Origin of the sequence: uncultured Tyzzerella sp., assembly GCF_963558545.1 — a bacterium.
Taxonomy (GTDB): Bacteria; Bacillota; Clostridia; order Lachnospirales; family CAG-274; genus Tyzzerella.
In genome coordinates, this window is sequence record NZ_CAUWHO010000024.1 from 1 (window position 1) to 15,032 (window position 15,032).

Below are 15,032 nucleotides of genomic sequence, written 5' to 3' on the forward strand. Positions count from 1 at the left end.
TATTAATTTATAATATATTATTTTTAGGTATAAAGTAACTATTTATTCAAAATATAAATAAAACTATGTAACTTTACTTTTACTTTCTTTAAAGTATAAAATTTAAGATTTTAATTTTTTAGTATTTATCATATAAAAAAGGTATCTCTATTTTTGATATATTAAAGTTAATAGAAATACCTTTATATAATCTTGATTTAGCATTAAATGTAGTTAATATCTTTCAAAAGATAAATATCTTGTCCCTTGAAATGATAGATTGCCCATATCTCCTTCAGCTAAAATTCCGTATTCTTGGCCTTTAACAGAAAATTCCATTCTATCTCCACTTTGTACTTGGAATGTTACATAATAGTATGTATTAGATGATGTATGGTTTGGGAGATTATTATTAACTACTTGATAGTGAGAAACATCCATTCTTTTAGATATAACTGTCGCTACAACTGTTAATTTAGGAGAGTTATTATTTTTATTCCAAGTTTTTATTCCATTTATTAAATTTATAATAAAAATAATAAATACAAATATAAACATAATAGTAAATAATAATCCAAACATATTAAAAATAGAGTTAAATACCATATTATACCTCCTAATTTTATAAAAAATTTTTATTTAGAATAAATTACTCCTTTATAAGAGATACTTTTAACAGCAAAATTTTCATAATTATATGTAATTTCCACATTATTAAAAAACTCTTTTTTAAAATCTTCTTCCCACTTAGTATAATTAGTACCATTTATATAATTACCATTAGCCAATATAATTTTTATAGGTGTTTTTATGTCATCATTAATAATAAAGTTATTATTATTTATTTTATAATTTTTAGAATAATCATATTCTTTTTCGGTTATTTCTTTATTGTTAGTTTTATTAAAAGTAACTGTATGTTTTCCCATTATAATATCGTTTAATGTATCTTGTGTAGAAACATATATATTTTTAGCTATTGACAAGTTTTCTTTTTCTTTAGTATTTCTAATAAGTATGTAAAAGTTTGGTACAGTCACTCCTATAAGAATAGATAATATAGATATGACTGTCATAATTTCTATTAAAGTAAAGCCTTTTTTATCTGATTTTAAGTATTTTAACAAGTTATACACCTCTTTAACTATACAGAATATGTAGCTTTCATAAGCTCTTCTATGGATATAATCCCTTTTATAACATATTCTGTACCATCTTGTCTAAGTGTTGTCATACCTTGTTTTATAGCAACTTCTTCTATTTCATATTCATTAGCATTTCTACCTATTAGCTTTTTTATCTCCGTTGTTACTGGTAAAACTTCGTGTATGGCAAGCCTTCCTTTATATCCTGTTTGCCCACATTCTTCACAACCAGTTGCTTTATAAAGTTTTATAGGCTTATCTATACCAAGGTATTCTATTTCTTCATTAGTGGCTGTATATTCAAACTTGCATTTTGGGCACAATCTTTTTACAAGTCTTTGAGCAACTATGCCAACTACAGCTGATGATAATAAAAATGGCTCTATGTTCATATCTATAAGCCTTGGTATTGTACCTGCCGCACTATTAGTATGTATTGTAGATAAAACCAAATGTCCTGTTATGGCAGATTTAACAGCTATTTCTGCTGTTTCTGTATCTCTTATTTCCCCAAGCATTATAATATCTGGGTCTTGTCTTAATATAGACCTAAGACCACTAGCAAATGTAAGACCTGTTTTATTATTAACCTGTACTTGAGATATATCATCTAGTCTATATTCTACTGGGTCTTCTATTGTTACAATATTTACTGTACTTTTATTCACTTCTTTTAAAATAGAATACAATGTTGTTGTTTTTCCACTACCAGTAGGGCCACAAACAAGTATAATACCATTAGGAGATTTTATTATTTTATTAAATATTTCGCTATTTCTAGCAGTTAATCCTAAATTACTAATGCCTAATAAATTGCTCATACCACCAAGTACCCTTATAACTATCTTTTCACCAAAAACAGTTGGTATGCTAGATACACGTAAATCTATTGTTCTTCCTTTTTCTTCAATTTCTATACGGCCATCTTGGGGTATTCTTTTTTCTGATATATCCATTTTAGCCATAATTTTAATACGGGTAACTAAGCTATTGTGTGCAGCTATATTTATCTCCATTTTTTCTATAAGCTGTCCATCTATCCTCATTCTTATTTTGGTATTATTTTTTCTTGGTTCTATATGTATATCACTTGCATTACTGGAAATAGCATTAAAAATTAGGGTATTAACAAATTTTACTATTGGAGAGTTCTCTATTTCATCTTTTAATTGCTCATCTAAATTTAATATAGAAAGCTTTTCTAGCTCAAATTGCTGATTTATATTAGCTCTAACCTCAGAAGATGTTTCGTCATAATATTGAGCTATAGACCTTTCTATATCTGTTTTAGTAGATAATACAAATTTAACATTACGCCCTGTTCTTACTTTTATATCGTCCATAAGGTAAAAGTTCATAGGGTCACTAGTTGCAATAACTACCATTCTTTCATTACATTCTATTGGTATAATTTTATTTTTTTCTGAGTAGCTTTTAGTTAAAAGGTCTAATGCGTTTAATTTTATTTTAAATTTAGAAAGGTCTGCATAGTCAACCTTTAACCTTTTTCCTAAAGCTCTAGCTATATCATCTTCTTTTACATATCCAAGCTCTATAAGCATATCACCTAATCTTTTACCTCTGGATTTTTGTACCTTTAAGGCATATTGTAGCTGTTCCTCTGTTATCATTTTATCTTGTAAAAGAACCTCACCTATAGGTATATTTTTATTGTTAAGCTTATTGATATTTTTATTTTCTTGTTGGCTTTTTAAATCCATCTATTTTCACTTCCTAAAAATTATTCATCTTTAAATATTATAGCAACATTATCATCGCCTTTTATAGAAATATTGTTATACTGCATATTTTGTATATTAATATACGATATTAATGGTTTATTCATACCTTCTATATTTAGCTCTACAATTAAATCACTTACATTTTTGTTACTCTTTTTAAATTTCAAATTAATATTACTTTTTATATCATCTTTATTTAAAATTACAGAGCTATCTTCCTCTGTTAATCTACCTGATAATATTTTTCCATTGTCAATCATAATATATTTATAATTTTTGTTTTTATTTTTAAGTATATCGTCTTTAGATACAATCTCTAAATATGTAGTTTGGTCAACACTATATTTTATGTAATTTAATGTGTTAATTATATTAGTGTTTGCAAGGCTATTTGTTTCTATATTATTACTAAATTTTATAAAATTAATATAAAATCCTGTTATCATAACAAGAACAACAGAAAATATTGCCATAGATATTATAACTTCTATTAATGTATATCCATCTTTATTTAAAAATTTTCTCATATTTTTCACCAAATTATATACTTATTTTTTATCTGGCTTTTTTATAAAAGCTTTAAGTTTTTCATTACTTTTTTCACTTATTTGCTCTTTTTGCAAGCAAGCAATCTCCTTAGGTAAATCTTTAAGACCTTCTTTTTTAACTAAAGTTATATTAGATAAATTTTCATCTTTTACATCTTTATTAGATAAAAATTTCTCTAAATTAGATACTATTTCTATTCTCTCTGTTGCAATTATATTATTATTTTTTGATATATCTGTGTAAGTAGAAAATGCTATAGTTATGGCAACTGCAAAAATAGAAAATATTGTAATAGCCACTATAATCTCTAATAAACTATATCCTTGTTTATTCATTTTATATCTCCTTTAGTTAATTAATATGGTATCTTTGCTGTTAAAGTTATTTCGTTTTTTAAATTATCTATAACTGTTACTTTTATTAAAGCCGTTTTAGAATCTTGTTCATAAAAAGATACTATAATATTATCTATATCTTCTCTTTCTTTTATAAAAAAATTACCTACTTCATTATCTTTACTATATTTTTTTAATAGTAATTTATCATTTTCAAAATAATCTTCCAAAACATTTATAGTAGATTTGGCTGTTAAATATAAATTTGTATCTATCCTATCTCTATTGTTTATGCTTATTTTATTACCTATAATCATAGTTAAAGATACACATAGCATACTAATAATTATAATAAAAATAGCAACTTCTATTAATATATACCCTTTATTATTTTTTAACATTATTATCACCTTTGTTTTATAGGTTATTTTATAACAAATTCCTTATCAATTTCCTCTTTATGTACTGTGTAAATAATCATTTTTATTTTTGATGCTAAATTGTCTTCTTCCATCATAGTAGAAAAATCTGTTATAGCCAATGTTTTTTTATATTTTTCAATGTTTTTTATAAAGTTTATTTTATCTTTATATTTACCTACAATTTCCAGTTCTATATTATATGAACTATTTAATATATCTGTAGGCATTACATCAACATTTTCTGTTGTTTCAGTTGTGTCCATAGTTGTTTGTTCTATAGACATTTCATCTATATCTTCACTATTGTCTTTAATGTTATTTTCAGATATTTTTATATTTGATATTTTTATATTTGATTTTTGAGCTACATTACTTAAAAAATAATGTATATTCTCACTATTAGTAGTTGAAAATATTTGATTTTTTAATTCATTATTTTTTTGAGTTAAATTTTCTAAATTTTTTGTATCTACTTGATTTTTTATATTTTCTATTTCTAATATTTCCTGTTGAGCCTTTAGCTCCTCATAAGCCTCTAATTTACTTTTATTCATATTTGATATATACAATCCAATAACATTAAAAAGCAAATAGTATCCTATTAAATTAATAAGAATAATAATAAGTGTTGTTTCTCTTTTGCTTAGTTTATTCATAACAAACCTCTTTATAAAATAATATTTATTTCAAATTTAAATTTACTGTCTAAGCTAGATGCACTACCACCTGTATATAGTATATTTTTAAATTTTTCATTTTGCCTTAATTTATTAACAAAAGTTATTGCATCTTTTTCAGATTGTCCATAGCATACTAGCTTTATTTCATTTAAAACCCAATCTATCTCACCTATATCTATTTGTTCAAATTTAGTATTTTCTATTTGATTTATTATATCCGATGAAACTTTGTTTGATTGTAAATAATTATTAAAAATCTCTGTAAGGACTTTTTCTTCATTAATAGCATATTTAAGGTTATTGCTTGTGCTATCAACTTGTTCTGCTTTTGTTATTTTTTTTTGCATAGAATTATATTTAATGTTTATTTTTATAGTGTTAAAAGCAAAATATACCATAGTTATACAAAATACTAGTATATATATTTTTATACTATTTTTTAATAAATTTCCTTTTATAAAACTTTTATTGTCATCTAGGTTAATGTCTATTTTAGGTTCAAAAAAATTTATTCCTTTATAGTTATTATTTTTCATTTTTTATCACTTCCTTAAAAGATTGCCAATAGCAATAAAAAATTTAGATATATCTATATCTACATTTGATTTTATATTTGCTATTTCTTTAATTTTTTCTGATGATGTGTTTGTGTTATTAGATATATAATCAGCTATTTCGTCCAAATCCTCTCTATCTCCGTATAAGTATATTTTTTGTATATCACCATTATTTAGTGACATAGAAAACTGAGTTATTTTATGTACTTCTTCATACACTCTTAGTAGTATTGGAGATATAAATATTGCCTCCTCTTGATGATGGTCTTGGTCATCTAAAAATGTTATATCATCATCTTTTTTAATATCTGATATAGCTATTTCTTCTAAAAGTTCATATTCATCTTCTTTATTTACTTCCTGGCTATTACCTTGTAAAAATATTTCCTCTCTCTTTATATCTTCAGATATATCCACATCTCTTTTATATAACACTATTTTTTTAGACATTAAGCTTAACATCATATCATTACCTGTTATATCTATAAATAAATTTATATCATCTTTTATATCTTCCCCATTTATACTATTATTTGAAATCTTATATATAGCATTTCTTTTAATATCTAAAGATTTAGGTACTAATCCACAGTTTGATATTACATTTTTATAGTCTTCTACTATTTTTAAAGGTACTCCATAAATAAGTATTTTATAAAAAATTTTATCATCTTCTTTTATTTCATTGCATACTTCATAATCCATTACTAAATTTATAGCATCTCCAAATAATTCTTGTATAGAGTTTTTTATAAGTTTATCTAAGTTACTATATTTTGTTTTTGGCAAAGTAATTTCTTTATAAACTGTATCGGTAGAATTAAAAGATATAAAACAATCTTTATTTTTTAGCCCGTATTCATTAACAATATCTGTTAATAATAATGTTAAATCTATTTTATTGTGTATATATCCATTATGTATATAAGATTTATCTATTTCTTTTATAAATGCTTTATTTATCTTTATTTTACTGCCTTGTTGCTCACCTTCAATTACTTTTATACAACTATCACATATATCTATTGAAACCGGCATATTTTTTCTCCTCTCAAATTAAATATTACCAATATTATTATACATAGTATAAATTGGAACAAAAGCTCCTGCTAATATAATAAGAACAACAATCCCAAAAATAATAATCATTATTGGCTCTATAATTGATGACATCTTTTGTATAGCATCTTCTGCAATCATATCATAATAGTCTGATGTTTCTGTCAAAATTTCTTCTAAAGAACCCGTTTCTTCCCCCACACTTATCATAGAGGTTACATTGTAAGGGAATATATCTGCTTTTATTAGTGCATCAGAAAAAGTCATACCATTTGTAATATCGTTAATAACATCTTCTAGCATACAATTTATGTATATATTGTTAATAACTTTTCCAGCCATTCTTATAGCATCTATAAGAGTTGTCCCACTTAAAAATAATGTACTTAAAGTTCTTGTAAAAATACCTGCTATCATAGCTATATACAATTTTCCTATTATAGGTGCTTTTACCTTAAATTTAGAAAAATCTTTTTTAAATTTATCTGTTTGAGAATATATAGAAAATACCACTAATAAAATTAATGTTACTATTAATACTGCAATCCAATTTTCTTTTAAAAATGTTGCTATATTAAACAGTGTACGACTAAATATATTCATATCTTCAGGACTTCCTATTATATCCATTATTTTAGGTAGCACTACACCAAACATAATAATAACAGATAATATACTTGCTACTAATAAAAATACAGGGTATACCATAGCTGACACTATTTTATTTCTTATTTTTATATCCTTTTCATATTGTATAGCTAGCCTTTTAATAGCCTCTTCTAAAGAACCAGTCATTTCACCAGCCTTTATCATATTAATCATAAACTCTGGAAATGCACCATTTAATGACTCCATAGCTTCAGATAAATTTTTACCTGTTTGTAGCTGTTCATATACTTCATATAATGCAATTTTAACTTTTCTATTTTTAGTTTGATTGTATAAAATTTCTAAACATTTTACAGAGTTTACACCAGATGATAACATAGATGAAAATTGCCTGCACATTAAAAATAATTCTTTTTTAGGTATTCTGTATTTATTTTCAAAAAGGTTGTTTTCTTCTGTATTTTTTACACTTATTAAATATTCTTTTCTTCCCTTTAAAATAAGGTTAAATTCTCCTAAACTATCTGCCTCTATAACTCCTTTTATATTTTCTCCATTTTCATTTATCGCTTTGTAAACGTATTTAGCCATTTCAAAATTCTCCTTTAAATATATTAGCTAAATTATTTTAGTTCATATAATCTCATAATAGTAGATATAGCTTCAACTACTTTATAATTATTTTTAGGGTTAAATTTATTTTTTGTATCACCTGTCATTATTTTAGAATTTGAAACTATTTGTATAGATTCTTTTGCCCAAGGTGATATTAAATTACTATCTAAGTATTGGTAATCAACATCTTTTATAGGGTATTCCATTTTTTTAATCAAATTTGCTAAAATAACTGCACTTTCTTCTCTAGTTATGTAGCTATTAGGTTCAAATCTGTTAGCTGTTTTACCAGATATTATACCTAGGCTATATGCTTTTGTAACATATTTATTATTTGTGTCAACAAAATTATTTTTTACATTTGTAGATATTTCAAATCCTGTTTTTTTCTCATAAAGCTTTATCATTATTTCACAAAACTCTGCCCTTGTTATATATTCATTTAATTTTACCTGTAAATTTTGAGATATAAAGTTTAAATTTATGGCATTTCTAACACTATTTCTTGCCCAGTTATCAATATTATTTATAGCTGTTTCATTTACATAAGAATTATTGCTCTTTTTTAGTATATAATTTTTATCTTTATAAATTACTTCAAAACTATTATTATCTATTTTTTTTATACTATTAAAAATAGGACTTATTAATTCTTCTCCTTCTATGGTAAAAACTCCATAAGTACCATCTTTAGTTTTTAGTATATCACTATATTCTTTAAAGGAATTTTCTTTATATTCAAAAATATTATCATACACAATATTAAATTCCTTATCTAATACACCTAAATAGTATTTTTGATTTTCTTCTTTTACTGTTATAAAGCTACCTGTTTGGCTATGTATATCTTTTATATAATATTTATTATTTGTTATAAAAGATTTTTCACCTTGTTTATTAACTTCATAATAATCGTATGTTTTATTAGGTTTATATTCTCCTACCAATAAATTCCCATTGTTTAATACAACAGCACTGCTCCAATTTTTATTACCAATTTTATTATTATTAATATCTAATATTTCTATATTTTCTACATTTATTATTTGTGAATTATCTTTTTTTATTTTAAAGTATTCTTGTTTTGGCTTAGTATCATTAGAGTATACATTTATATTAAATATAAAAACAAAAGCAATTATAACTACTATATTTTTTTTATTCATTTATAATACCACCTTTATTTTTGTCTATAAACAAATTATACTATAAATCTAAATTTTATTCAATTATTTTTCTTTTTTATTTTATAGTAGATTAAAATCAAGTATTTATTATATCTAATTATATCTGTATTTTATAATATTTTATATAAAAATATAACATCTAAATATAAATTATTTTTATATCCTATTTGTTCAAAAGTACATTTTACTTCATATCCAAATTTCTTATGTAAATTAATACTTGCATCATTTCCACCAGTTATAACTGATACTATTGCGTGAAAGTTTCTATTTTTAGCTTCATCTTCTATTTTTTGTAACAATAGGCTACCTATACCCATTCTTTTATAATTATTTCTTACATACACAGAAACTTCTACCGTTTTATCATAACCTCTATAATCTCTAAATGTAGATAAAGATGCCCACCCTACCACTTTATTGTCCATTAAACAAACTATTATAGGGAAATTTTTTTCTATATGCTCATAATACCATTTTTTTGTATCTTCTAAAGTTTTAGGCTCAAAATTAAAATTAAAATTCGTATTTATTATAGAATAATTTGTTATTTCATTTATTTGTTGTAAATGATTTTTTTCAGCATTTTTTATTATCATATTTTCTCCTTAATATTACTAAAGACCACCTTTATAGGTGGCCTAATCTATTATTCCTCTAATTTCTGTTAAATCTTTAATATTATATTTATCCATATAACTTTCGATACCATTTAAAACATCTATTGTAGCATAAGGGTTAATAAAATTAGCTGTCCCAACAGCGATACCACTAGCACCTGCTAATATAAATTCTATTGCATCATCACCATTTGATATACCCCCCATACCAATAATAGGTATATTTACCACTTTGCTCACTTGATAAACCATTCTAACAGCAATAGGTTTAATAGCAGGGCCACTCATACCACCCATTTTTTTTGCTAAAATAGGCTTTCTTTTATGTATATCTATCTTCATACCTGTAATAGTATTAATAAGTGATATTGCATCTGCACCACCTATTTCACTTGCTCTAGCAATTTCTGTTATATCTGTAACATTTGGTGTTAATTTTACAATAAGAGGTTGTTTTGCTTCTTTTTTTACACTAGAAACAACTTTTTCTACCATTTTAGCATCTGTTCCAAAGCTAAGGCAACCTTCAGCTACATTAGGGCAAGATATATTAAGCTCTAAAGCATCTACATCTGCACTTGCTAAACTTTTTGTAACTTCTATATATTCATCTAAAGAATGACCACAAACATTAACAATTATTTTTGTATCAAACTGTCTTAAAAATGGTACATCTTCTTTTATAAACACATCAACCCCAGGGTTTTGTAACCCTACACTATTTAGCATACCACCATAAACCTCTGCTATACGAGGTGTTTCATTTCCTATCCAAGGGGTGCTAGATACGCCTTTTACAACAACAGCTCCAAGTTTGTTTAAATCAACAAAATCGGTATATTCTTTACCACTACCAAAAGTACCAGATGCCGTCATAACAGGGTTTTTAAACTCTACATTGCCTATTTTAAAACTTAAATTTTTCATTTATATACCACCTCTAAAGAATTAAAAACAGGACCATCTTTACAAACTTTTTTGTAAACAGGTGTACCATTTTCAAGTATTTTTACAACACAACCAACACAAGCTCCTATACCACAAGCCATTCTTTCTTCCATAGATACTTGTGTATAAATATCCTTTTCTTTAGCATACTCTGTTAAAGCTAAAAGCATAGGCTTAGGCCCACAAGAATATATATAATCACCTGTTATATCTTCCCTTTTCATAAGCTCAACAACATTTCCTTTAAATCCTACTGAGCCATCATCTGTTGCCACATAAACTTTAGCTCCTATTTTTTCAAAATCTTCTTTTAAAAATTGACCTGTTCTAAAACCTAAAACAACTATTTTTTTACCTTTTACCTGTTTGCAAGTTTCTAAAAGAGGAGGTATGCCTATCCCACCACCTACAAAAATATGTGTTTTTTCTTCTTCAAAAATTTTATAACCATTTCCACAATTACCTAAAACTCTAATTGTATCTCCTTGTTTCATAGTAGAGAAAAGACAAGTGCCCTCACCTATTTTTTGATAAACAAGCCTTAAAGTTTCTTTTTGTTTATCTATTTCACAAATACTTATAGGACGTGGCAATAAATTTTTATTATTATCAGGATAAAGCTTTACAAACTGCCCTGCTTTAGCATTTTTTGCTAAGCTTGTTTTTAAAACCATATCAAAAATATCAGGTGCTATTTGCTCATTTTTTAAAATTTTAGCATTTTCTATTGTTTTTTTCATAATTTAGCCCCTTTCGTATAGAATTATTAATATAATTTATAATTTAAATCAAATTCACCCTTTATGTCTATATATTTTACTTTTAAATAATAAATTTCATTTTTATCTACTTTTAAAGTTTTTTTAATATTTTCATTTTTAAAATTAATTATAGAATTTTTATTTTTATCCAACAAGTAACCAGAAAAATTTCCATTTTGTATATTAATATTTAAATTAAAGTCAAGATTATTAAAATCTCTTGTTTTAACCTTTTGTATTACATACCCTGTGCCTTTTTTTGTATTAAGGGATACACCATATTTATAAAATGAAGAATATTTAGAAAACCCCATATTAAACATTTTAAAATGTAATGGATAACCTAAATTAAATCTAATTAAAAAGACAATAACTAATATTAAAATTAGATTTAAACAATATAGTATAAAATGAACATTATAAATAAAGTCATTATCCATAAATATCTCTCCTTTTAAATATAAATATAACAAACTTTTTAAATACTGTATGTTAAAAAATAGTTATCCCTATATATTTTTATTCTTAAAAATATACAGCATATAATTATATTTAAATATAACATATTCCCTTAAAAGTTAATATATTTTTAAGGGAATATATAAAATTATTTTAAATCTTTAGATATATCAAATAGTTGTAAATCTTCTAATTTAATATCTTTTTCCATAACTTCAAGCATTGCTACCAAAGTATCTAGAGAGGTAATAAGCGTAACAGCACTTTCAACGGCAGTTCTTCTAATTTTAAAACCATCGCTTTCAACGTCGTTTCCTTTTTCTGGTATATCTACAATTAAATCTACAATACCACTTCTTATAATATCTAAAATATTAGGCACACCTTCGTTTATTTTTTTAACTTTTTGTACATTTATACCTGCTTCTTCAATAGCCTTAGCCGTACCAGATGTAGCTATAAGCCTACAACCTAAAGCATCAAAACGTTTAGCTATATTTTTAAATTTTTCTTGGTCTCTATCTCTAATAGTTGCAACTATTGTGCTATTTCTTTTTGGTATTTTCATTCCAGATGCTATAAAACCTTTATATAGAGCATTTTGTAAATTATACCCAAGGCCTAAAACCTCTCCTGTTGACCTCATCTCTGGCCCTAAGCTAACTTCAACTTGTGGCAATTTTTCTGTTGAAAACACTGGAACTTTAACAGATATAACTTTAGGTTCTTCTGCAATTTTTGTTCCAAGCCCCATATCTTTAAGTTTTTCACCAAGCATTATTTTAGTAGCTATATCAATAATAGGCACACCTGTTACTTTACTAATATAAGGTACTGTTCTTGAAGAACGAGGGTTTACCTCAATAATATTAAGCTCACCTTTATATTCTATAAACTGTATATTTATCATACCTATTACTTTAAGAGCAACTGCCATTTTTTTAGTAACTTCCATTATTTCTTGTCTAATCTCTGGAGTTACATTTTGTGGTGGATATATAGAGATACTATCACCAGAGTGAACACCAGCACGCTCTAAATGTTCCATTATACCTGGTATAAACACATCTTCTCCATCACATATAGCATCTACTTCTAGCTCACGACCATTTATATATCTATCTATTAAAACAGGATTTTTGCTATCTTTTTCAAATGCATCTGTTAAATATTTTACTAGCCCCTCTTCTTCATAAGTTATTTCCATACCTTGCCCACCTAAAACATAAGAAGGACGTACTAAAACAGGAAAACCAAGCTCATTAGCAACTTTAACACCTTCAGAAACGCTCCAAACACCTTTACCTTTAGGACGTACAATACCAAGACTTTCTAATATTTCATCAAATTTTTCTCTATCTTCTGCTGCATCTATTTGCTCTGGTTTTGTACCTAAAATAGGAATATTCATTTCATCAAAAAAGTTTGCAAGCTTAATAGCTGTTTGCCCACCAAATTGTAAAATAACACCATTTGGTTTTTCTTCTTCTACAATGTTTAAAACATCTTCTTCTGTTAAAGGCTCAAAATAAAGTTTGTCAGATGTATCAAAATCTGTACTTACCGTTTCTGGATTATTATTAACAATAATTGTTTCTACACCTGCATCTTTTAAAGACATAATAGAACGTACAGAACAATAGTCAAATTCTATACCTTGTCCTATTCTTATAGGCCCTGAACCTATAACTAATACCTTTTTCTTATTTGTTACAATAGCTTCATTTTCTTCATCATAAGTTGAATAATAATAAGGTGTAACTGCTTCAAATTCTCCTGCACAAGTGTCAACCATCTTATAAACTGGTAATATATTATTTTGTTTTCTAATCTCATAAATTTTAGGTGGTTGCACATTTAAATATCTTGCTATAATTTTGTCTGAAAAGCCTTTTTCTTTGTAAAATCTTAAAGTATCTATATCCAAATCTTCAATAGACATTTGTTTTAATGCCTCTTCCATATCAACGATACCTTTTATTTTGTTTACAAAAAATGGGTCCATACCTGTTATTTCACAAACTTTTTCTACACGGTAGTTTCTTCTAAGCATCTCTGCAAGGTCAAAAAGCCTCTCATCATCTGGTACCTGAACACGTTTTTTAAGCTCTTCTAAATCTCTATTTGTAGAAGATTTTCTTTCAAGACCATATTGACCTATCTCTAAAGAACGTATGCCTTTTAAAAGTGCCATTTCAAAATTATTAGCAATAGCCATAACTTCCCCTGTTGCCATCATTTTTGTACCAAGTGTTCTCTTTGCACCATAAAATTTATCAAAAGGCCATCTAGGTATTTTTAAAACAACATAGTCTAATGTAGGCTCAAAACAAGCAAATGTTTTACCTGTAACTTCATTTTTAATTTCATCTAAATTATATCCTAAAGCAATTTTTGCTGCCACCTTAGCTATAGGATAGCCTGTTGCTTTTGATGCTAAAGCTGACGAACGGCTAACACGAGGGTTTATTTCTATAACAGCATAGTTGTAGCTATTAGGGTCTAAAGCAAACTGTACGTTACAACCACCTTTTATCTCTATAGAATTTATAATATTAATAGCAGCTGTTCTAAGCATTTGATATTCTCTATCTGTTAAAGTTTGGGCAGGAGCAACTACAATGCTATCGCCTGTATGTACACCAACAGGGTCTACATTTTCCATACTACATACTGTAATACAATTACCAGCACCATCTCTAATAACTTCAAATTCTATCTCTTTCCAACCTTTAATACTTTTTTCTATTAAAACTTGTCCCACACGGCTAAAATGTAACCCTTGAGCACAAATTTCTCTAAACTCATCTTCATTTTCTGCTATACCGCCACCTGTACCACCAAGGGTATAAGCAGGTCTTATTATAACAGGGTAACCTATTTTTTGTGCAAAATTAACCCCATCTTCAAGGTCTGTTATAATTTTACTTTCAATTATAGGTTGATTTGTTCTTTCCATAAGTTTTTTAAAGCTATCTCTATCTTCTCCCTCTTTTATAGCTTCGATAGATGTACCTATAACTCTAACGTGGTATTTATCTAAAATACCTTTATCATAAAGCTCACAAGCAAGGTTTAACCCTGTTTGCCCTCCCATACCAGCTATTATGCTATCTGGTCTTTCTTTATCTATTACTTTTTCTAAAAAATCTACGTTAAGAGGCTCTATATAAGTATAATGTGCCATACCTATATCTGTCATAATAGTAGCAGGGTTAGAGTTTACTAAAACAACCTCTATACCTTCTTCTTTAAAAGAAGAAACAGCCTGTGTTCCTGAATAGTCAAATTCGGCTGCTTGCCCTATAACAATAGGTCCAGAGCCTATAACAAGTACCTTCTTAATAGATATATCTTTTGGCATA

At 26.2% G+C, this 15,032-nt stretch carries 16 protein-coding genes; all 16 read right to left on the reverse strand.

Translation table 11 applies throughout. The annotated features are described in order from the left end of the window. Positions 1-213: 213 nt before the first annotated feature. Positions 214-585 (reverse strand): DUF2500 domain-containing protein, encoded by a 372-nt coding sequence (locus R5Z65_RS05255; protein WP_317367564.1) that lies wholly within the window; start codon positions 583-585, stop codon positions 214-216. A gap of 29 nt (positions 586-614) precedes the next feature. Beyond that, a complete protein-coding gene (locus R5Z65_RS05260; RefSeq protein WP_317367565.1) occupies positions 615-1,106 on the reverse strand; it encodes a type II secretion system protein in 492 nt (163 codons plus the stop codon). Between the two features lie 17 nt (positions 1,107-1,123). Further along, positions 1,124-2,845, reverse strand: coding sequence for a GspE/PulE family protein (locus R5Z65_RS05265; RefSeq protein WP_317367567.1), 1,722 nt, complete (start codon positions 2,843-2,845; stop codon positions 1,124-1,126). Between the two features lie 20 nt (positions 2,846-2,865). Beyond that, positions 2,866-3,393, reverse strand: coding sequence for a prepilin-type N-terminal cleavage/methylation domain-containing protein (locus R5Z65_RS05270; protein WP_317367569.1), 528 nt, complete (start codon positions 3,391-3,393; stop codon positions 2,866-2,868). A gap of 21 nt (positions 3,394-3,414) precedes the next feature. After that, on the reverse strand, positions 3,415-3,750 hold the full coding sequence (locus tag R5Z65_RS05275) for a prepilin-type N-terminal cleavage/methylation domain-containing protein (RefSeq protein WP_317367571.1): 336 nt from the start codon (positions 3,748-3,750) through the stop codon (positions 3,415-3,417). Positions 3,751-3,770: 20 nt separating this feature from the next. Beyond that, the gene (locus tag R5Z65_RS05280; protein WP_317367573.1) at positions 3,771-4,151 is read right to left on the reverse strand and encodes a hypothetical protein; all 381 of its coding nucleotides are present in this window, start codon (positions 4,149-4,151) and stop codon (positions 3,771-3,773) included. A 23-nt stretch (positions 4,152-4,174) separates the two neighbouring features. Continuing rightward, positions 4,175-4,828: a hypothetical protein gene (locus R5Z65_RS05285; protein WP_317367574.1), complete on the reverse strand. Its 654-nt coding sequence runs from the start codon at positions 4,826-4,828 to the stop codon at positions 4,175-4,177. An 11-nt stretch (positions 4,829-4,839) separates the two neighbouring features. Beyond that, positions 4,840-5,388, reverse strand: coding sequence for a hypothetical protein (locus R5Z65_RS05290; RefSeq protein WP_317367575.1), 549 nt, complete (start codon positions 5,386-5,388; stop codon positions 4,840-4,842). Between the two features lie 6 nt (positions 5,389-5,394). After that, positions 5,395-6,447 (reverse strand): pilus assembly protein PilM, encoded by a 1,053-nt coding sequence (pilM, locus tag R5Z65_RS05295; protein WP_317367576.1) that lies wholly within the window; start codon positions 6,445-6,447, stop codon positions 5,395-5,397. 18 nt (positions 6,448-6,465) lie between these two features. Next, positions 6,466-7,668 carry a type II secretion system F family protein gene (locus R5Z65_RS05300; protein WP_317367577.1) on the reverse strand — a complete coding sequence of 401 codons (1,203 nt, stop codon included), beginning with the start codon at positions 7,666-7,668 and terminating at the stop codon, positions 6,466-6,468. Positions 7,669-7,700: 32 nt separating this feature from the next. Next, positions 7,701-8,858, reverse strand: a complete 1,158-nt coding sequence (locus R5Z65_RS05305) for an S-layer homology domain-containing protein (protein ID WP_317367578.1) — start codon at positions 8,856-8,858, stop codon at positions 7,701-7,703. Positions 8,859-8,989: 131 nt separating this feature from the next. Further along, complete coding sequence (locus R5Z65_RS05310; protein ID WP_317367579.1) at positions 8,990-9,478, reverse strand: N-acetyltransferase family protein; 489 nt, start codon at positions 9,476-9,478, stop codon at positions 8,990-8,992. A 42-nt stretch (positions 9,479-9,520) separates the two neighbouring features. Then, positions 9,521-10,426, reverse strand: coding sequence for a dihydroorotate dehydrogenase (locus R5Z65_RS05315; RefSeq protein ID WP_317367580.1), 906 nt, complete (start codon positions 10,424-10,426; stop codon positions 9,521-9,523). Next, positions 10,423-11,187, reverse strand: a complete 765-nt coding sequence (locus R5Z65_RS05320; RefSeq protein WP_317367582.1) for a dihydroorotate dehydrogenase electron transfer subunit — start codon at positions 11,185-11,187, stop codon at positions 10,423-10,425. Before R5Z65_RS05320 ends, R5Z65_RS05315 begins: the two co-directional genes overlap by 4 nt. Positions 11,188-11,213: 26 nt before the next feature. Continuing rightward, entirely contained in the window at positions 11,214-11,648 is a 435-nt protein-coding gene (locus R5Z65_RS05325) for a hypothetical protein (protein ID WP_317367584.1), read from the reverse strand. A 167-nt stretch (positions 11,649-11,815) separates the two neighbouring features. Further along, complete coding sequence (gene carB / locus R5Z65_RS05330) at positions 11,816-15,031, reverse strand: carbamoyl-phosphate synthase large subunit (RefSeq protein WP_317367586.1); 3,216 nt, start codon at positions 15,029-15,031, stop codon at positions 11,816-11,818. Position 15,032 lies beyond the last annotated feature (1 nt).